The sequence below is a fragment of the Demequina sp. genome (assembly GCF_016278765.1).
GTDB lineage: Bacteria > Actinomycetota > Actinomycetes > Actinomycetales > Demequinaceae > Demequina.
In genome coordinates this window covers 1-18,967 of record NZ_JADQBE010000029.1, presented here as the reverse complement: position 1 = coordinate 18,967, position 18,967 = coordinate 1, and the positions used below count along the sequence as shown (strand labels likewise).

The window sequence follows — 18,967 nt, the reverse complement described above, 5'->3', positions numbered from 1 at the left end:
GTGGGGAGCCGTGGTGGAGTGGCGCCGTGGTGGAGTGGCGCAGTGGAGCGGGTGACGGGAATCGAACCCGCGCTATCAGCTTGGGAAGCTGAAGTTCTGCCATTGAACTACACCCGCGTGCGCCGTCGGCGCGACCACCAGTCTAGGCCACATGCGCCACCCCTCGGCTAAACGTGCGGCTGCGCCACCAGGGTAAACGCGGTCGACCTGGTCTCTCCCGGCTGGACCAGGAATATGCCAGTGCCGTCCTCGTGTGCAGCCTCCCGGTTGAAGCCGTCGTTGACGTGAGTCACCGGCTCCAGCGCGAAGTACGGCACCTCCACCGGCTGGTACACGACCGCATGTTCGAGGAGCGCACCCGCTTCAATGTCGACCGTGAGGGCGCCGGGGTACTCGATCGTGGCGAGGGTCGACGAGGTGCGGCTCGTGTAGCAGGCGTCCATGAACTCTTCGCCCAAGGGCTTCATGTCCCTGAAGTCGATGCGACCGGACACCTCCGTAGCGGGGCCCGTGGGGAGGCATCCCACCACCGGATAGGACGTGACGCAGTTGACCTGAAGTCGCGTCGGCTCGCCCGGCGTCGATCCGGGGGCGTTGAGCTCTCGCACAAAGTAGGGGTGGTGCCCCAGGCCAGCCGGGAACGTCTCGTGCGTGTCGTTGGTGATGTCCATGTACCAGGTGAAGCGTTCCGCGTCGAGCTCGTACGTGAAGCGCGCGGTGAACGGCCAGGGGAAGTTGACCCCGTAGACGGCGCGCGATGCGAACTCAAGAGTGACCGAGGTGGCTGACTGTGCCACCACCGACCACGGGAACTCGAGGCCCGTGCCGTGGATTGCGGTGCCGTCCTCAAAGTTCACGCGCAGCCGGTAGTCCTTGCCCGCCCACGAGAACACGGCGTCGCGAATCCGGTTGGACCACGGCACCAACGGGAACGACGCCGTGGACCAGACGTCGGCGAGGGACTCGTCGGGGGTGGGACGCAGCACGTCCACCCACGCGCCGCCCACCGACACGCGGCCGAACGCGACGGATCCGCCCGTGGCGGGAACGAGCCCCACCTGCCAAAAATCGTTTTCGAGCGTGACGATGTCGGTCATGGTGACATTGTGGCTGATGGGACCGTCCTCAGCCCTGACCTAGTGCCCGACCATGTCGTGGCGGGCGCACATTAGCGGTCTTGCAGCGCATCGAGGCCCACCGCGACGGCCTGCAGCAGGCGGGTGTCGTACTCCCCGGCAGCGACGGTGCACTGGTACGTGTCGCGCAGACCCCACTTGCGGACGATCTCCATGACGGGGCGGCCCTGTGCGGTAAACACGAAGTCATAGGGGATGAAGCCGAGGTCGGTGAAGCGGCGAATGACCGCATACAGCGGCGACTTCTCCTGGCCCCGGGCCTGTGGCTGACCGGGCTGGTCGATCATCCAGGTGGAGTTGATGAGCGACGCGGCAAAGTCCTTGTGGAACTCGCCGATGGCCTGGCCCGCACCGTCGAACACGTCGACCACCGACCTCAGGTCCAGCACGTTGCGAGCCTTGAAGGTGAACAGCACGGTGGTCTTGGAGTCGTCGGTGTAGAAGACGACCTCCTCACGTAGCTTCATGCGCTTCTGCTGGGCGAAGCCGAGCATCGTCGTCGGTCGCCATGCGGCGTCGACGCTCCAGATCTCGTAGCGGTTGACCATCGCGGTAAAACGTTGCTTGATGAGGAAGTTCTGCTCAGTCATACCCGCGACGTTAGCGCGGGTGTCGCACGCCGCGAGCCAGGCGCCACGGAGCGACTCCCGCCTAGACGTCGGGGTATTGCACCTCGGGGATGGTGGTGACCTTGAGGAACGGACGGCGCGGCGAGAGGGCGACGTCGAGCCGTCCCCGGCTCACCGCTCTCATCACCACGGCCGCGACAACGGCGAACGCCGTGACGGAGCCCACCGCTATGGCGAGGCGCGGGCCCAGGTGTTCGCCCACCCAGCCCACAAGCGGTGAGCCCAGGGGGTTCGCGCCCATCAGCACCATCATGTAGAGCGCCATCACGCGGCCCCTCATGTGGGGAGCCGTGGTGGTCTGGACGGTGGCGTTCGCGGACGTCAGCATCGTCAACGCCATGAATCCGACCGGGATCCCGGATAACGCGTAGGTCCAGTAGGTGGGCATCAGGGCCATGACACCGCTTGCCACCCCGAATCCGGCGGCGGACAGGACGACCAGGCGGGCCGACGGCTCCTTGCGCCGCGCGGCCATGATGGCGCCGGCGAGCGATCCGATCGCGAGAATCGAGCCGAGGATTCCGTAATCCTGCGGGCCCCGGCCGAACTCGACGCGCGCCATCATGGCGCTCGTGAGTTGGAAGTTCAGGCCGAACGTGGACACCACGCTGACCACCACGAAGATGATCATCAGGTCATGTCTGGCGCGCACGTAGCGCAACCCGTCGAGGACTTGCCCGGGCGAGCGCGGGGCGCGCTCCTGGGCGTGAAACTCCGACCCGCGCATCAGCGCCAGCGCGACGAGGGTCGCGGCGAACGTGGCGCCGTTGATGATGAACACCCACCCGGTGCCCACCGCCGCAATGAGCAGGCCGGCCGCGCCCGGGCCGATGAGCCTGGCGGCGTTGAATGACGCCGAGTTGAGGCCCACGGCGTTGGACAACTGGGTGCGTGGCACCAGGTCGCCCACAAAGGTCTGCCGGGCCGGGGCATCGAAGGCGGTGACCACGCCGAGCGCGAGGGCGAAACCGTACACGTGCATCAACTCGGCGTTGCCCGACAGAACGAGCGCGCCCAGGCCCAGTCCGAGCGCCCCGGCGGCGGTCTGCGTCACCATCAGCATCTTGCGGTGGTCGACCCTGTCCGCCACTACACCCGTGAATGGCCCCAGCAGCAGAAACGGCACAAACTGGAGGCCCGTAGTGATGCCCACGGCAACGCCGGAATCGCGGGTAAGAACCGTCAACACCAACCAGTCCTGGGCGATGCGTTGCATCCAGGTACCGAGGTTCGACACGAGGGCGCTGGCAAACCAGAGCCGGTAGTTGAAGATGGCGAGCGAGCTGAAGGTGTTTTTCATTTCCGTGATGGAACGGTACGCCTGTTCCCAGGCACTGCCCGTCCTGCCCACCCCAGAGACCCTACGAACCGCTGAAGAGCCCGACGCGCCGGTCTCGTCTGTGGGCGGAGACGATGCTGTCGGCGTGTCGGGCTCCGCCTGGGTTCGCAGCGTTGGGGTGGGCGGCGGTTCGCGCCTCTCCCCCTAGGCCGACGGTCGGATGCCCTTGGACAGCAGGTAGCCCACCATCCAGAGTTCGCCGATGGCGGGGAAGGCGAGTCCCGTGGCGAGGGCGTCGGGCGCATTGGCGATGCCGTACGCCACCAGTCTGCTCAGTACATAGGCGACGCCACCGACCACGAGCGTCCAGCCAAGCAACCGTGGGAACCGGGCGGACGTGACGGCCACCCACCCCATCGGGATGAGCCACAAGCCGAAGAACAGGTTGCCCATGCCCCACGCGTTCACGGACAGCTCGTACATGAGGCCGACGGCGCCGGCTGCGTCGCCGCTGGGGGCCAGGCTCGCATCCGCCGCAATCGAGTTGGCGGTGGCCATGAAGGCGCCCGATGCCATGATCGCCACCGCGTTCACCATGCCGAACGTCGCGGTGGCGTACGCGGCGGTGGGGTTGAGGGGGCGGAACAGCGTGTAGAAGTACACGCCGGCAAGGGCTAGCCCTAAGTACCAGGCGCCGGTGGCCCTGGCGGTCTTGATGGTCTCGTTCATGAGAGTTCTCCCATGAGGTGTGCGTGACGTGATTTTGGGTGAGCGAGGAGGAGGTCTTGAGCCTCACGGCTCGTGGACAGGAGGAAGGGGTTCAGCGGAAAGGGAGCGGGGCTCTTGGCCTAGCGCCTATGCGGAGAGTTGATCGTCGGTACCTCCCGCTGAGTACTGGAACACATCGTCGAGAGGCCGCTTGAAGACCCTCGCGATCTCGAAGGCCATCTCGAGCGAGGGGGAGTACTTTCCCTGTTCGATCGCGATGACGGTCTGGCGGGTGACCTTGAGGCGCGCCGCCAGATCGGCTTGGGTCATCTCGTCGGACTCGAACCGGAGGGCACGAATCCGGTTGGTGACCTTGGTGGGCTTGGGGGGCATCTCAGAAACCCCGGCGGTAGGCGCGGATCTTGGTGATGGTTTCGAGCAGCGCTCCGACCGTTCCAGCCAGGAACACGGTGTTACCGATCCAGAACAGGTCGGCGCCGATCATGGCGAGCACGAGCACCACGAACATCGCGCTGCTGGCCGCCAGTGCCGCGCGCTGGTCTCCCATCCTCCTGATGTCCTTGTCGCGCTGGTCTCCCTCAAGCTGGCCCTCCGGGTTGATGCCGCGGATGGCCAGGCCGACCGCGCCGCTCACGGAGCCGACAACCGAGCCGACGATCGTGCCCGCAATCGAGAAGCCCAGGACCCACAGCATCGGCGTGATCCAGGAGACGTCCTCGATGGGCTGGCTGACGGCGCGCGGGATGACCACGGCGAAGTATGCGGTGGAGGTGATCACGACGACGGCGAGATACACCCATACGGAGCGCTCCTCGGCGGTCATGACAACCGGATCGTCGTCACCGGGCTGCCGCAGTTCGTGTGTCATGGTTCAACCTTCGTGTTAAGAATCTTTGACAACACCAAGGTACGACATGTTTGACATCGTGTCAATAATTATTTACACGACGATGTGTCATATGGTCAGCCCGGGGCTGTGGTTCAGCGTCACCACGCGCGCCCCCAGGAACGCGGCCTCCGTGGAGTCGTGGGTGATCACAAGAGCGGTGCACCCAGCCAGGCGCTCGCGCACGTAGTCCATGACGGCCGGCTTTGTCCCGGCGTCGAGTCCCGTGAACGGCTCATCAAGCACCACGAGCTCAGCCTTGACCGCCAGCGCACGGGCGATGGCGACCCGCCGCCGCTGACCGCCGGACAGCTCGCTCACCGGCTTGAACAGGTCGCCGCTCTTCAGGCCCACCAGGGCAAGTTCCTGCTCTGCCGAATCCCACTGCTCGCGATCAAGCACGAGCCTCACGTTGGTCACGGCGTCCAGGTGCGCGCACAGCCGGTCCTCCTGGAACACGGCGGCCCGGCGCAGTCCCTCCACGCCCGCGACGATGCCCGAGTCGGGTTTCTCGAGCCCGAGCAGCAGTCGCGCCAGGGTGGTCTTGCCGACGCCGTTGGGCCCGGTCAGCGCCGTCACCGTGTCGGCCTCAAGGGTCAGACCCACGCCCGCGAGCACCCGGTGGTCGCCGTACCCCTTGGTGACGCCCTGGAAGATGATGGGACCATGGGTCATGGCCGGGCCCCGTCCACGCGTCCCGGGACGGACCTCAGGAGCCGCAGCACCACCTTCTCGCACGCGACGCTGAGCGCCACAATCACCACGGTCCATGCGAACAGATCGACCGAACTGAGGAACACCTTCGCCTCATACAGTTGCTCGCCGATGCTGCCGCTGGCCACGCCGATTACCTCGGCGGCCACGCCGCTCTTCCACGCCAGGCCCACGCCGATGCGGCAGGCGGCCGCGAAGAACGGCAGCACGGCCGGGACGTCGATCGCGAGCACGCGGCGCGCCAGCGGAACACGGAACACCTCGGCGGCTTCGAGCAGTGAGCGGTCGCGATGTCTGATGCCGGTGACCACGTTGGTGTACATCACCGGAAGCACCATGATGAAGCTCGTGTACATCGGCAGGCTGCTGCTGTCCGTCCACAGCAGCAGCAGGATGATGAAGCTCACCACCGGCGCGCTGCGGATGGTGGCGATGAGGGGTGACAGCAGGGCATCGACGGCCCGGAACCTTACGGCTGCGGTCGCGGCCAGCGCGCCCACCAGGGCCGCCGCGACAAAGCCCGCGGCGATGCGGCCGAGAGACCATCCCACGGTGGTCCAGAAGTCGCCGGTGGTGATCAGGTGGCCAAGGCGTGCCACCACGGACACGGGCGAGGCGAGAAGGAAGTCCTTGTTCACGCTCCACGCGGCAAACTGCCACACGGCGAGCCAGAAGAGGACGGCCACGACCGGGCGGACTGCGCGTCGCGCGCGCGACTCCGCCCGCCCGTCAACCGCTGAAGTAGAAGTCATCCCCGGGCATGCTACCGCCGACCGACTTGGGGTCGGCGTCGAACAGAACCTGCAGGTATCCGGTGAGCGACGACTTCATCTCGGCACCGGCCACGAACGTGATGTAGCACAACGGGATGGCCTTCTCGGCCAGCGTCGCGTCCGGCACGATCCCCGCGTCGACGATGAGCGGCGCTGCGGCGGCCGGGCTCGCGTTGACCCACTGCGTGGACGCGTCGTAGTCCGCCATGAACTGTGCCACCGCGTCGGGGTGCTCCGTCGCAAAGGCGTTGCGCACCACGACCACGCCGGTGATCAGCTGCGAATCGGGGGAAACTGCCGCCCACCGCTCGGTCAGGTCAAGCGCGGTGCGAAGGTCGGGGCTCTTGGCCTCGGCGATCGTGACGAACGGCTGCGGAAGCACCCCGATCGACCCGGGCGTGGTGGTGAGCTGCGCCACCACCTCGGTGTGCTCGGACAGGTACTGAACGTCTACGTCAACCCCAGGCGTGAGCCCGGCCTGCGTGAGCAGGTAGTTGAGCACATACTCGGGCGAGGCGCCCTTGCCGGTGCTGTAGATGGTGCGGCCCTCGAGGTCGGCAATCGAGCGGACGGTGTCACCCGACTCAACAATGTTGAGCACGCCGAGCGTGTTGATCGCCAGGACGGAGATCTGCGCGTCGGAGCCCTTGGTCTTGGCGTACAGGACCGCCGCAAGGTTGGACGGAATGAGGGCCATGTCGACGCCGCCCTGCGCGACGAGCGGCACCACCTCGTCGGGCGAGCCGTACATGGTGACTTGGTAGTCCTCGGCAGCCTTGCCCCGCGCGGCATCGTCCATGAGGCCCACGAGGCCCATCGTGGTGGGGCCCTTCAGGGACGCGATGGTAACGGTGACGGGCACGGGAGCCGGGGCCGCCGATTCCGTCGCCGGTTTGACCGCCTGATTCGTCGGAGGCGTGACCTCCGCGCCACCCGACGAGCATGCCGCCAGGATGAGCGCGGCGAGCACGGCGCTCGAGGCGATGAGTGTCTTCTTCATGATGTCCTTAGCAACGAGATGTGGGGATCTGGGTTGAGCGGGCTTACTTCTGAGGCGCCACCGGCGTTCTGAACGGCGCGTAGGTGGTGTGCAGCAGATCGTGCGCGAGGTGCGAGTTGGGCTCCCCGAAGAAGTCCTCGTACAGGCGGAGGATGTCGGGGTTCTTCTGGGAGTCCTTGAGTGCCAGGTCGTCGTCGATGTTCGACAACACCATCGTCTTGAGTCCGGTCTCACTTTGGCTCTTGGGCTTGGGGTGGCCGGCGCCGTTGATGCAGCCGCCGGGGCACGCCATGATCTCGACCAGGTCGAAGCCCATGCTGTCGCCGTCATTGAGCAGGCGCTTGATCACCGCGTCCGCGTTGCCAAGTCCGGAGATCGCCGCGATGCGCAGCGGCCGTCCGGGTGCTTCGACGGTGGCAACCTTGACGCCCTCGTAGCCCTCCACCTGCTCGAAGTCGAGGCGGGTGCGCAGCGGTTTGCCGGTGAGCTTCTCGACGGCCATGCGCGTTGCCGCCTCGGCCACGCCGCCCGACGAACCGAAGAGCACCCCGGCGCCCGATACCTGCTTGTACGGTGCGTCGAACTCCGCGGGCTCGATGTCTTCCCTTTCGAGTCGGAGCATCTGCGCCATCTCGAGGAATTCGGTGGTGGTGAGCACCGCGTCGACGTCGCGAAGACCATTGGGGGCGAACTCGGGACGAGCGGCCTCACCCTTCTTGGCCATGCACGGCACGATCGACACGACGTACAGGTCGTCCAGGTCGATTCCCTCGCGCTTGGCGAAGTGGGTCTTCACCGTGGAGCCCATCATCTGCTGGGGCGACTTGCAGCTGGACAGGTGGGGAATGATGTCCGGGTAGCGTCGCTCGGCGTAGTTGACCCAGCCGGGGCAGCACGAGGTGTAGAGGGGCATCTTGCCGCCGCCGGCGATGCGACCGAAGAACTCCGTGGTCTCCTCCATGATCGTGAGGTCCGCGGCGAACACGAAGTCGAAGCTCTTGTCGAAGCCGATCCTCTTCATCATGCCGGCGATGAACGGCGCCGCCTCCATGTGCGTGAGGCCGTACTCCTTCGCGACGTGCGCACGCACCGCGGGGGCGACGAAGCCCACCACCACCTTCGAGGGGTCGTTGAGGGCCGTGAAGACACCGCCGCGCTCGCGCTCGTAGTCGAGGGCGCCCGTGGGGCAGGCGCGCACACACTGCCCACATGAGACGCAGTCGGTCATGTCGAGCGGCTCGCCGGTGGACGTGCACACCCGCATCTGTCCCTCGCGGAACTGGAACGCAAGCACTCCGGGGCCCATGATCTCGGCGCATGCCGCGACGCACAGTCCACAGGAGATGCACTTGTTCTGGTCACGGATGATGAACTGGTGCTCGCGCACGATCGGGGAGCGCGGCCGCACGTGCAGGGTCGGCTGGAAACGCACCTGGTGGTCGCTTGCCTCCTTGCGCAACGTGCAGCTGTTCTGCGCGGAGCAGCCGCACGTCAGGCATCGGGCCGCCTCCGCCCGTGCCTGCGCTTGCGTGAGCCCCAGCTCGACCTCGGGGAAACCGTCCAGCCGGTGCTCCACCTCGAGTTCGGGCATGACGGCCCGCGCGAGCGACGGGAAATCCTCGAACTCGGCCTGGGGCAGGTCCTCGAGCGAGCCGCGCGAGCACGAGTAGTCCTCGTGGCTGGGCTTGACGTAGCCGCTGGTGACGAACTCGTCGATGGCGTCCGCTGCGCGTCGTCCGGCGCCGATGGCCGCGACCACGGTCGACGGCCCGGTGACGCAGTCGCCGCCGGAGAAGATCTTCGACTCGGAGGTCTGCATGGAGAAGCCGTCGATCTCGATGTCGCCCCACTTGTTCAGGCGCACCGGGAGGTCGTTGTAGAGGAAGCCGGTGTCGGTGTTCTGGCCGATAGCACCGATGATCTTGTCAGCCTCGATCACAAAGTTGGAACCCTCGATCGGCACCGGACGGCGACGGCCGGAGCGGTCGGGCTCGCCGAGTTCCATGCGCATGCAGTGCAGCGCCTTGACGCCGTTGGGGGCGTGAGTGATGCGTTGCGGCGCGGCGAGGAACACCATCTGGACACCCTCGCGTAGCGCCTCGTGGACCTCGATGGCCTGGGCGGGCATCTCCTCTTGGGTGCGGCGGTACACGAGCTTGACATCCTTGGCGCCCTTGCGCAGCGCGGCACGCGCGCAGTCGATCGCGGTGTTGCCGCCGCCGATGACGATGACCGTGTCGCCCACCGGGGCGTCGTTTCCCTTGGTGACGTGGCGCAAGTAGTCGATGCCCAGTTCGACGCCCTCGGCGTTGTCGCCGTCGATGCCGAGCGGGGTCGCGCGCCACGAGCCGATCGCTAGGTACACGGCGTCGAAGTCGCGCTTGAGGTCCTCCAGGTTGAGGTGCTTGCCGAGGCCCCGGTTGCAGACGATGTTGACGCCCAGAGATTCGATGAGGGCGATCTCCTTGTCGAGCGTGGCCTTGGGCAGGCGGTACTCGGGGATGCCATAGCGCATCATGCCGCCCGGCTCCGGCTGGTTCTCGAACACCGTGACGCCGTGACCGGCGATCGCCAGGTAGTGGGCCGCGCTCAGGCCGGAGGGTCCTGCACCGACCACGGCGATCCGCTTGCCGGTGGGTTCGGCGACGCGCGGGCGCCAGGGATCCTTGCGGGCCATGTCCCAGTCGGCCGCGAAGCGCTTGACCGCGTTGATGGCCACCGGATCCTCCACCAGGTTGCGGCGACAGGCCTCTTCACAGGGGTGAGGGCACACGCGGCCGCAGGCCGACGGGAAGGGGTTGCGGTCCTTGATGACGCGGATGGCGGCCTCGAAGTTGCCATCCGCCACGTGCTGCAGATACGTCTGGATGTCGATGTTCGCGGGGCACGTCTGAACGCATGGCGCCACGCAGTCGGCGTTGTGGTCGCACAGCAGTTGCTCGAGTCGCACCTTGCGGTAGGCGACGAGCCGCTCGGTGTGGGTCTTGATCACCATGCCCTCGGTGACGGGGGTCAGGCACGCCTTGGCGTCGCGCGGCGCATCGTCGCCCACCTCGACCACACACATCCCGCAGCTGCCGTTGGCGCGCTTGAGGCGCACGTCGTTGCACAGGGAGGGAATCTCCACTCCCTCGTGTCCAAGCGCTTGCAGGATGTTGAGACCTGCCTGCACCTCGATCTGACGGTCATTGACCGTGACGGTCACTCGCTCTGGTTGCACCATGTCGCCCACGGAATCCTCCAACTACCTGGTCAGTGAGATGGCACGGCGACGCGTCGTGGGACGTGCTGCCTTCGACCATGGGGCGGCCAAGTTCTCTCGTTGCACCTGCCCCCACGCTAGAAGCCGGTGGGGCCGAATTCCAGGGACATCAGTCCCCAGGACCTCGGGACCAGGGGGCCCAGGACGGGGTTCCGCTGCGCGGCTCCTGCACTGTTCCACCCCGCCGCCGACGCCGCGAACCGCTTGCTCGTCCGACACGCCGCTAGCAGGGCTCGTCAAGAGGGACACGGCTCGCGCGTCGGGCGGCTTACGGTTCGTAGCGACGGGGTAGCGTCTCGCAGGATAGTTGACTAAGGTCAACTATATGCCCGATCGCCGGATCCAGACCTTCCGCCAGTTCCAGCGCGTCGTGACGCGCGAGGTGGGCGCGTTGCACGATGACTTCCTGGGCCGCGGACGTCCCTTGGGGGCCTCCCGGCTGCTGTGGGAAATGGGTGACGGACCCGTGGCGGTCGCGACGCTGCGGGAGCGACTCGGGCTGGGCGCCGCCTACGTCTCGCGGTTGCTGCGCTCGCTCGAGTCGGAGGGGCTGGTGGTCACCGGCCCCAGCCCCGCCGACGCCAGGGCCAAGGTGGCGGCGCGGACCCCCGCCGGCGTCGACGAAGCCAGTGTGCTCGACAGGCTGAGCGAGGACGCTGCGAGTTCGCTGCTCGGCGAGGTGGACCCGAGCGATCGCGCGGCCGTTGACCAGGCGGCGAGAACGCTGACGCGGGCCCTCACGCGACGGCATCTCGCGATCGAGATCGTCGACCCTGAGTCCCGGGACGCGCAGTGGTGCGTCGCGCAATTCTTTGCGGAGATCGACGCCATGTTCGACGCGGGCTATGACCCCGCCAAGGCCGTCGTCGTCGGCAGCGAGGACCTCACCCCTCCGATGGGGGCGTTCCTGGTGGCGTACCTTCACGGCCAACCCGTCGGCTGCGGGGGTGTGAAGCTTCCCGAGGGCGAGCCCGCATTCCTCAAGCGGATGTGGGTGGCGCCGTCGGCGCGCGGCCTGGGGGTGGCGGCGGCCCTGTTGGAGCGGCTCGAGGGACTGGCGGTCGAGGCAAAGGCGTCCGCCGTGACGCTCGACACCAACTCTTTGCTCACCGCGGCGGGCCGGCTCTACACGTCACGCGGTTACCGGCAAGTGCCCGACTTCAACGGCGAGCCGCACGCCGACCGCTGGTATCGCAAGGAGCTCTAGGCGGGCGCCACCCTGTACGCGTCAGGCCTCGTGCAACTTGGGTCGCTGAAAGCCGCGGTGCACCAGCGCGCGCAGGACGGCCTCGTCCACCGCGTCGAGGTTCTTGACGTACACGCAGCCCGCCCCCGTGGTGTGAGGGCCGAGGTCGGCCAGCATCGCCTCGGCACGCTCGTCGTCCTTGAGCCCGTAGAGGGACAGGGCGGACTTGCGCGGCGAGAACCCCACGCGAAAGAACTCCCCCTTGCGACCGCTCGGATACTGGTACGCATACGTCCCGAAGCCGATCATGCTGGGACCCCACATGAGCGCGGCGGCGCCGGTCACCTCGGACATGAGCGCCAACAGGCGCTCACCGTCGCGCTTGCGCTTGGCGGGTTTCACGAGGGCAAGAAACTCGGCCGGGCTCTGAGCGGTCGGCACGGTGACGTTCGCCATGCGGAAATGCTACGACGGGTTGGCGGAATGCGCCGTCGATCGTGCGAACGTGATGTTCTCGCCGTCCTCGCCGATGCGCGCGAAGCCCACCTTGGGGTAGAACTCTTGCGCACGGGTGTTGGCGCGGGGGACCACCAGGTGCACTCCCTCGACGCCCTGCTCGGCGAGCTGCGCCATGAGCGTGTCGATCAGACGCCTGCCCCAACCGGCGCCCTGGAGTTCCGGAAGCAAGTCGATGTGGAGATGCGCCGGGTAGTCCGCGACCGCGTCCGACAGGCACCGCGTGGGGTCGGCGGCCGCCGGCAGCAACCAGGCATCGTCCTCGGTCTTGACGGCGTGCGCCGGTCCACGCGCGGGCCACCATTCGTTGCTGAACCACTGCTGAAACGCGTGGGTATCCGCGGCCGCGACCACGTAGCCGCGGGCCTGGCCGCTGATGTCCACCACCCATGCGAAGCACGACGGACCGTGAAGGTAGGGCAGGGCGAAGACATCGGCGAGCGCGGTGTCGTCGCTGAAGCGGCCGGCGGCGTCACCGCCGTCGGCCCCCGTGAGAAGGCAAATGCGGGCGATCTGCTGCTCGTCGGCAGGTGTTGCAGGGCGAATACGCGGAGTGGCCATGCCCCCAGGCTACGGTGTGGGCGCGTGAGTGTCAGGATCCTTCGCCGCATCGTAACCTTCTACCGCGGTGGGTTTTCCTTTAACCCCCGCGAGAGTGTCGAGCGCGGCTGCGGTCTCCTCCTCACGATGGGGCACCCGCTGTCGAGGCGCGAACACCAGCGCGTCCCACCCAGACTTGAGTGTCACCGCGTGGGTTCTGGAATGCAGTCGCAACGCCCCCGCGGACGTGATGGCCCCCAACAGCAACCAGTCCTCACCCTCCGTGCCAAGGCGCGCGGCAAGATCATCGGCGGTGTGCTCGTCCGTGATCGACGTGGTCCACACCTGCCAGCCGTCCTTGATGTGCCTGTGCAGCACGTAGTAGTCGCTCACCCGATCGAATGCGAAGTGCCCGCGGCGCTGCAGCGGCAGCCGGTTCGCGTCCTCCCCCGACGGCCGCTGCATCGGCAACTGGAACACGTGGGTCGAGCCGAAGTCGTCGTTCTGCGAGCGGCACACCAAGGCGTTGTAGAAGCCGTTGTCCGTGGCCGCCAGCACGTAGTTGAGGTGCGAGGCGTCCAGCTCGTCCTCGGCGTGCTCGGAGAGGATCTCGCCGGTCCACGTCGGGACGTCCGCCTTGCGCAGGCGGCTGAGGCGCCGGTACGACCCGTCCGTGACCAGCACGTCGATGTTGGCCGCTACCAGCGCCTCGCCTAGCGCCTGCGCGAAGGGGGATGCGCCCACGATCAACAGCCCGTTGCGCGCCGACGCGGCCAGGCCCAGCCTGCGCGCCAGCGGGCCGATCGTCAGCCCGTGCACCAGCACCGTCGCCACAATCACGGCGAACACGAACGGCAGCAGCGCCGTCGCGTCGCCGTAGCCCTCCGCCACGAGTGCGGGACCGAACACCCCCGCCGTCGCCGCAGCCACGATGCCGCGCGGCGCAACCCAACTCAAGAGGGTCTTCTCTTGCCACGACAGCGGCAGGCCTATCGTCGCGATCCAAATGGTGAGTGGACGCACCAGGAACAGGGTGACCGCCACGAACGCGACGGCGCGCAGGTCCAGGGAGTCGAGGTCGGCCCGCGTCAGCTGCCCGGGGATGACGATGAACAGGACGGCCAGCAGCACCACCGTCAGCGAGCTCTTGAAGTTGAGGATCCGCTCGCGCTCCACCAGCCTGGCGTTGCCGATCACCAAGCCCATGAGCGTGACCGCGAGCAGGCCCGCCTCGTTTTGCACCAAATTGGTCACCCAAAACACGCCGGGCACCAGCACCACCAGCAGGGGACCCTTGAGGTGCGGCGGGACCCAGCCGCGCCGGTACAGCTTGGCCACCAGCCAGCCGCCGCCCCCGCCCGCGACGGCGGCCGCGGCGAGCGCCGCGAGCATCCTGACGGCGGTAGAGGCGACACCCTCGCCGGACAGCGTGAGGAACTGGAACGTCAGGACCGCCAACAGCACGCCCACCGGGTCGTTGACGATCCCCTCCCACTTGAGCAGCGAGCCGACGTCCTTGCGCAGTCGTGCCTGACGTAACAGGGGCAGGATCACGGTGGGACCGGTCACCACCAGAATCGCGCCGAGCACCCACGACACGGGCCAGCTGAGCCTGCCCGCGTAGTGCGCCGCCGTCGCGCCCAGGGCCCACGCCAGTGGCGGTCCCACGATGGTGAGCCGGCGCACTCCCGCGCCCACCTTGCGGAATTCCCCGAGCCGCAGGTCCATGGCGCCCTCGAACAGCACGATGGCGACGCCCAGGCCGACCAGTTCGGTCAGTTCGGCCTGCTCAACGTCCAGGCGCACCACGCCCGTCAAGGGGCCCAGCACGAGCCCGGCCGCGATCATCACCAGGATTCCGGGCAACCGCAACTTGGCCGCGATCCACTGGCTTCCCAGTCCTGCGGCCAGAATGATGACCAGCACAGTGGAGGCATGCATGGTGTCGACCCTAACTGCAGGCGCCAACCCGGGACTGACGCGTGCTGGCCCGGTCGGTGGGACTGACGCGTGCTGGCCCGCCGGGCATGACCGCGGCGCATGGCCAGGAGTCCCAGTCCTGAGGCGGATGCGCCGCGTACCCTGTGTCACGTGAAGCTTGTAGGCACCGACATCGACGGCACCATCCTCCCGCCCTCTGGAGAGTTCTCCGCCCGCACTCGTGCGGCGCTCGCGGCGCTGGCCCCGGCCGGCATTCCGCTCGTGCTGGTGACGGCCCGCCCGCCGCGATGGGTGGACTCGATCGCATCGGCGCTTGGCGTCGACGGGTTGGCCGTGTGCGGAAACGGGGCCGTGGTCTACGACATGGGTGAGCGGACCATCGTCGATGCGGTGGGCGTCCCGACCGAGACCTTGCTGCTGTTCGCCGAGCGCTTGCGCGAGGCGCTGCCGGGCGTGGTGTTCGCGGTCGAGTCGCCGCACGGATTCTCGCGGGAGCTGGGCTTCCCGCTCAACGAACGGAACCTCGCGTCGCACGCCGTCGCCCCGTTCGAGGAGTTGCCAGCGGTGCTCGACGGCAGCGTCTTCAAGGTGTTGGCGCTCCTGGAGGACGGAATCGCCGACGACATGCTCGCCGTCGCGCTGCCCCTGTGTGACGGGCTGCTCGAGGCCTCGCACAGTTCGAGCGTGGCGCCGCTCATCGAGATCGCCCCCCTGGGCGTCACCAAGGCTTTCGGCCTCGCCCGGCAGGCCGAACGGTTCGGCGTTGAGGCGGCGGACGTGGTCGCCTTCGGCGACGCCCCCAACGACATCCCGATGCTTGCATGGGCCGGAATGTCCTACGCGGTGGCGAACGCTCACGCCGACGTGCTCGCGGCGGCGACCTATCGCACGGCTTCGGTGAGCGAGGATGGCGTGGCGCAGGTGCTGGAGGCGCTGCTCGCAGGGGCGCCCCTCAACACCTAGCCCCTCAACACCTAGCCCTCGACTCCTCGTGGCTCGGCAGTTACATCGCCGCCAACTCGGTCTGCTGGTGCACCATCAGCCTCCACACCCCCGTGGCGCGTGAATACACGGACGTGACCATAGCGCGGTAGGGCTTGCCGTCCCTGTCGGCGTCGGCGCGATAGGAGATCGTGGCGGCGTTGTCGTCCAGAACGTGCACTTGGATGTCGTTGAAGTCGAAACTGCTCCACGGCCCCGCCGAGGCGACGCCGGCCTTGGTCCCCTCCTTGTCGAGGTGCCCGAACGAGAACACGCACAGGCCGTTGTCCGACATGTGAGTCTCGTAGTAACCCGTGGTGCCCGAGGAGGCCCAGAAGCCACGCTCAAGTTCCAGAAGCTCGTCGATCAACGCCATGTGCGCCACCTCCCTTCCCAAGCCTAGGCCTGCGGGGCGGATTTCCGCGAGGGCCTCGGCCGTCTGCGCCTCGGTGGCGCCGTTGCGAAGACCCAGAGACCACGCGACTCCCGGAGCGTCCTGGGCCTGCATCGCCAAGAAGTGTTCGACGGTGCTGAGCGCGGTGCGGTCAGGGACCGCTGGACGGTCGATCAGGAGCGAGGCGAGGCGCGCGCGATCCACTTCGGCCCGTGTCAGCGTTGACATGCCGCCAGATTACGCCGCGGGCGCGGCGGGAGTGCCGAGGGAGGGAGTGCCGAAGGCGGGCCGTACCGGCGGCGCTACACCCGCACCCCCCCACACAGCTGAGCCACCGCGTCGTCCCACGACGTGGCGGCCCATCCAAAGGTGCGCTCACACTCGGCGGAGGACACGACGAACGGCTCGTCGAATTCGTAAAGCATCTCGACGCTCTCACGCAGCATCGGCATGAAGATCCCCAATCCACGCACCGCGGCGCCGCGCACGGCGCTGACCTTGGGCGTGCCGCGCCGGCCGAGCGCTTCCCACAGCCGTGCGATCAGGTCGGCCTGAGTGAGGGGAGCCATGACGGGGGTGATCCACGCGCGACCCCACCCGTGTTCGGAGGTGCCGATGGCGGCCATGGCGATGCGCACCCGGCCCTTGCGCGTGGTCGCCTCGCGGGGGCTGTCGTCGGTGATGGTGGCGCCCCGCGGTGAGCCGTAGCCGTACAGGTTGTCCGCGAGCACCACGCTGGCGTCGGCGCGCTCGGCGGCCGCCAGGATGGTGCGCTGCAACGCGGGAAACTCCGCCCCCCAGCGCGTGTACGCGGGCTGGGTGACTTGGTAGACGACGTCGGCTCCCGCGAGCGCCGATGCCGCGTCGCCGGGGTCGTTCAGGTCGGCTTGGCGGAGGGGGATCGCGGGGTGGAGGGCGCCCCGGTTGCCCGACCGATTGACGGCGCGGACGGTGTGGCCCTGCTCAGCGAGGTGGTTGGCGAGGGCGGCTCCGACGGCGCCGGTGCCGAGGACGAGGTGGGTGGTCATGATGATTCCCTGTCAAAGTTAACGGTGTTAAGTGGGTGGCAAAAAAGAGAGTGCTGGCCCCGGGTGCCGCTACAGGAGTGACGCGATCACCGCCTCGACCAGGGCGCTTGCGCGCGCACGCACGGGCTCGGGCTCAAGGCCGCGGATCTCGCCGGGCATCGCGATAGCGAGGGAGACGACTCCGTGCAGCGCCGCCCACAGCTGATGAGCGGCCTCGCGGGCGTCGCCCGGCCGTAGGTGGCCGGCCGCCTGGCAGGCCTCGACGAGCGTGACGAGACTGGCGAAGGACTCGGGGTCCTGCTCCGGATTCGGGCCGAGCGCCCATTGATGGGGTCGGATCATCATCACGTCGTAGTGCATGGGGTGGTCGAGCGCGAAGTCCACGTAGACGCCGCCGATGTCCCGCAGCGCATCGAGGGGAGTGGCCGCGGCGCGCGTTGTCTCCTCGATTTGCGCCCCGAACTGAGCGAAACCCTCCTTGCAGGCGGCCGCCAGCAGCGCATTCTTGGAGTCGTAGTGGCGGTAGAGCGCGGTGGCGGAGACCCCGATCTCCCGGGCGATGTGGCGCATCGATACGCCATCGATGCCCTTCTCGGCGAACACGGCCGACGCGGCCTCCAGGATGGAGCCGCGGGCGTCACCGTCGATGAACGGGGTCATGACGGTGACGATACTTAACAGTGTTAACTTCGTCAACCGCCGGGACCCTCAAGATGCCTAGCGAGTGCCGACCACCACCACCGCTCCCAGCGCCTCGTCCTCCTCGACCGCGGCCGCGAGTCCCGCGTGCGTGGCCGCGGCGACGGTCGCATCGACCACGTGCTCGCTGGTCTCGACCACGCACGCGCCGCCCGGCGCGAGCAGCCTGACGGCGGCGTCGAACACCCGGGCCTGCACGCGTGCGCCATCCCGTCCGCCGTCCAAAGCCCTGCGCGGCTCGTGGTCCCGCGCCTCATGCGGCATCATCGCGATCTGACGGGTGGGGACGTAGGGCGGGCATGACGTCACCACGTCAACGGCGCCCGCGAGCCCCGGCGGCAGGTCCGCATCCATATTCGACACCACAGCGGTGCCCCCCAGCGGCGCGAGTCCACGTGCGGCGAGCTCCACCGCCACCGGGTCGATGTCCGACGCGAACACGGTGAGGTCCTCACGCCAGGTCGCGAGCGCAATCCCGATCGCGCCCGCGCCGCAACACAGGTCGACCACCGTGCCCAAGTCGGGTGCGAGGCGCTGTGCCACGCGCGCCACCAGTTCGGTGCGTCGGCGCGGGACGAACACCCCGGGCGCGACCGGGATGCGCAGGCCCGCGAAGCCGGCCCAGCCCACCACATGCTCAAGCGGTTCGCCGTCGATGCGGCGAGCGGCCAACAGGTCGAGTTCTGTGGTGTCGGACGCGGCGGCGAACAGGATGGCGGCCTCTTCTTCGGCGAACACGCACCCCGCCTCGCGCAGCTGCGTGACCAGATCGCTCATGTCGCGACGCTACCTTCTGGGCGCCGCGAGCGCTGGTGGAGTGGAGAACTCACTCCAGCGCGACCTCTGCGGTTCCTCCTCACGGGTCCTGGCAGCGGTCAGTCAGTTTGGCGGCGACTTCTTGACACTCGGGCCCCCGAGTCGTAACGTACAACCAAATGGTTGTAGAAACTGATGTATCCGACGACGAGGTGGACCGCATCTTCCGGGCCCTCGCCGATTCCACGCGCCGGGACATCGTGCGCCGCACCCTCGCGGGCGAGGCGACCGTGTCGGAGCTCGCCAGCGCGTACGCCATGTCCTTCGCGGCCGTGCAGAAGCACGTCGCGGTTCTCGAGGGAGCCGGTCTGGTGACCAAGCACCCCCACGGCCGCGAGCGCATCGTGCGCGGCAACCCCCAAGCGATCGAGCGCGCTCAAGAGCTGCTCGACCGCTATGCCCAGATCTGGCGCGCACGCATCGACCGATTGGATGCCCTGCTCGCCCCCGACACCCCT

20 protein-coding genes and 1 tRNA gene are annotated in these 18,967 nt (G+C 67.9%); 3 read left to right on the top strand and 18 right to left on the bottom strand.

Annotation, left to right across the window (positions count from 1 at the left end; translation table 11 throughout):
* Nucleotides 1-43: 43 nt before the first annotated feature.
* The 11 genes from QZZ29_RS05765 to QZZ29_RS05715 all read right to left on the bottom strand — a co-directional run bounded on the left by QZZ29_RS05765 (nt 44) and on the right by QZZ29_RS05715 (nt 10,369).
* Nucleotides 44-117 (bottom strand) — tRNA-Gly (locus tag QZZ29_RS05765).
* Nucleotides 118-167: 50 nt separating this feature from the next.
* Nucleotides 168-1,097: an aldose epimerase gene (locus QZZ29_RS05760; RefSeq protein ID WP_291382035.1), complete on the bottom strand. Its 930-nt coding sequence runs from the start codon at nt 1,095-1,097 to the stop codon at nt 168-170.
* Between the two features lie 71 nt (nt 1,098-1,168).
* Nucleotides 1,169-1,726 (bottom strand): hypothetical protein, encoded by a 558-nt coding sequence (locus tag QZZ29_RS05755; protein WP_291382034.1) that lies wholly within the window; start codon nt 1,724-1,726, stop codon nt 1,169-1,171.
* 61 nt (nt 1,727-1,787) lie between these two features.
* A complete protein-coding gene (locus QZZ29_RS05750; RefSeq protein ID WP_291382033.1) occupies nt 1,788-3,065 on the bottom strand; it encodes an MFS transporter in 1,278 nt (425 codons plus the stop codon).
* 183 nt (nt 3,066-3,248) lie between these two features.
* A complete protein-coding gene (locus tag QZZ29_RS05745; protein ID WP_291382032.1) occupies nt 3,249-3,773 on the bottom strand; it encodes a DUF4386 domain-containing protein in 525 nt (174 codons plus the stop codon).
* A 126-nt stretch (nt 3,774-3,899) separates the two neighbouring features.
* On the bottom strand, nt 3,900-4,145 hold the full coding sequence (locus QZZ29_RS05740) for a helix-turn-helix transcriptional regulator (RefSeq protein WP_291382031.1): 246 nt from the start codon (nt 4,143-4,145) through the stop codon (nt 3,900-3,902).
* Nucleotide 4,146: 1 nt separating this feature from the next.
* Nucleotides 4,147-4,641 carry a hypothetical protein gene (locus QZZ29_RS05735; protein WP_291382030.1) on the bottom strand — a complete coding sequence of 165 codons (495 nt, stop codon included), beginning with the start codon at nt 4,639-4,641 and terminating at the stop codon, nt 4,147-4,149.
* Nucleotides 4,642-4,728: 87 nt separating this feature from the next.
* Nucleotides 4,729-5,334, bottom strand: a complete 606-nt coding sequence (locus tag QZZ29_RS05730) for an ATP-binding cassette domain-containing protein (protein ID WP_291382029.1) — start codon at nt 5,332-5,334, stop codon at nt 4,729-4,731.
* The gene (locus tag QZZ29_RS05725; protein ID WP_291382028.1) at nt 5,331-6,125 is read right to left on the bottom strand and encodes an ABC transporter permease subunit; all 795 of its coding nucleotides are present in this window, start codon (nt 6,123-6,125) and stop codon (nt 5,331-5,333) included. The genes QZZ29_RS05730 and QZZ29_RS05725 overlap by 4 nt, the downstream gene beginning before the upstream one ends.
* Nucleotides 6,103-7,146: a PhnD/SsuA/transferrin family substrate-binding protein gene (locus QZZ29_RS05720; RefSeq protein WP_291382027.1), complete on the bottom strand. Its 1,044-nt coding sequence runs from the start codon at nt 7,144-7,146 to the stop codon at nt 6,103-6,105. The genes QZZ29_RS05725 and QZZ29_RS05720 overlap by 23 nt, the downstream gene beginning before the upstream one ends.
* Nucleotides 7,147-7,189: 43 nt before the next feature.
* Nucleotides 7,190-10,369, bottom strand: a complete 3,180-nt coding sequence (locus QZZ29_RS05715) for an NAD(P)-binding protein (RefSeq protein ID WP_291382026.1) — start codon at nt 10,367-10,369, stop codon at nt 7,190-7,192.
* A 364-nt stretch (nt 10,370-10,733) separates the two neighbouring features.
* Here QZZ29_RS05715 and QZZ29_RS05710 point away from each other — a divergent pair, with 364 nt between their 5' ends.
* Nucleotides 10,734-11,615 (top strand): GNAT family N-acetyltransferase, encoded by an 882-nt coding sequence (locus tag QZZ29_RS05710; RefSeq protein WP_291382025.1) that lies wholly within the window; start codon nt 10,734-10,736, stop codon nt 11,613-11,615.
* Between the two features lie 21 nt (nt 11,616-11,636).
* Here the strand turns inward: QZZ29_RS05710 and QZZ29_RS05705 are convergent, their stop codons facing one another.
* The 3 genes from QZZ29_RS05705 to QZZ29_RS05695 are packed head-to-tail and all read right to left on the bottom strand — an operon-like array spanning nt 11,637 to nt 14,591.
* Nucleotides 11,637-12,050, bottom strand: coding sequence for a DUF1801 domain-containing protein (locus QZZ29_RS05705; RefSeq protein WP_291382024.1), 414 nt, complete (start codon nt 12,048-12,050; stop codon nt 11,637-11,639).
* A 9-nt stretch (nt 12,051-12,059) separates the two neighbouring features.
* Nucleotides 12,060-12,671 (bottom strand): N-acetyltransferase, encoded by a 612-nt coding sequence (locus QZZ29_RS05700; protein ID WP_291382023.1) that lies wholly within the window; start codon nt 12,669-12,671, stop codon nt 12,060-12,062.
* A gap of 9 nt (nt 12,672-12,680) precedes the next feature.
* A complete protein-coding gene (locus QZZ29_RS05695) occupies nt 12,681-14,591 on the bottom strand; it encodes a sodium:proton antiporter (RefSeq protein ID WP_291382022.1) in 1,911 nt (636 codons plus the stop codon).
* Between the two features lie 150 nt (nt 14,592-14,741).
* On the opposite strand from QZZ29_RS05695, the gene QZZ29_RS05690 reads away from it, so the two are divergent.
* Entirely contained in the window at nt 14,742-15,554 is an 813-nt protein-coding gene (locus tag QZZ29_RS05690) for an HAD family hydrolase (protein WP_291382021.1), read from the top strand.
* A gap of 40 nt (nt 15,555-15,594) precedes the next feature.
* Here the strand turns inward: QZZ29_RS05690 and QZZ29_RS05685 are convergent, their stop codons facing one another.
* From QZZ29_RS05685 to QZZ29_RS05670, 4 genes are all read right to left on the bottom strand, one after another.
* Nucleotides 15,595-16,194, bottom strand: a complete 600-nt coding sequence (locus tag QZZ29_RS05685; RefSeq protein WP_291382020.1) for a hypothetical protein — start codon at nt 16,192-16,194, stop codon at nt 15,595-15,597.
* Nucleotides 16,195-16,268: 74 nt separating this feature from the next.
* Complete coding sequence (locus tag QZZ29_RS05680; RefSeq protein WP_291382019.1) at nt 16,269-16,994, bottom strand: NAD(P)H-binding protein; 726 nt, start codon at nt 16,992-16,994, stop codon at nt 16,269-16,271.
* 69 nt (nt 16,995-17,063) lie between these two features.
* Nucleotides 17,064-17,654: a TetR/AcrR family transcriptional regulator gene (locus QZZ29_RS05675; RefSeq protein ID WP_291382018.1), complete on the bottom strand. Its 591-nt coding sequence runs from the start codon at nt 17,652-17,654 to the stop codon at nt 17,064-17,066.
* Between the two features lie 57 nt (nt 17,655-17,711).
* Nucleotides 17,712-18,470, bottom strand: a complete 759-nt coding sequence (locus QZZ29_RS05670; RefSeq protein WP_291382017.1) for a putative protein N(5)-glutamine methyltransferase — start codon at nt 18,468-18,470, stop codon at nt 17,712-17,714.
* 158 nt (nt 18,471-18,628) lie between these two features.
* Between QZZ29_RS05670 and QZZ29_RS05665 the strand changes: the two genes are divergently transcribed.
* Nucleotides 18,629-18,967: metalloregulator ArsR/SmtB family transcription factor (locus QZZ29_RS05665; RefSeq protein ID WP_291382016.1), on the top strand; the 339-nt coding region annotated here is incomplete at its 3' end.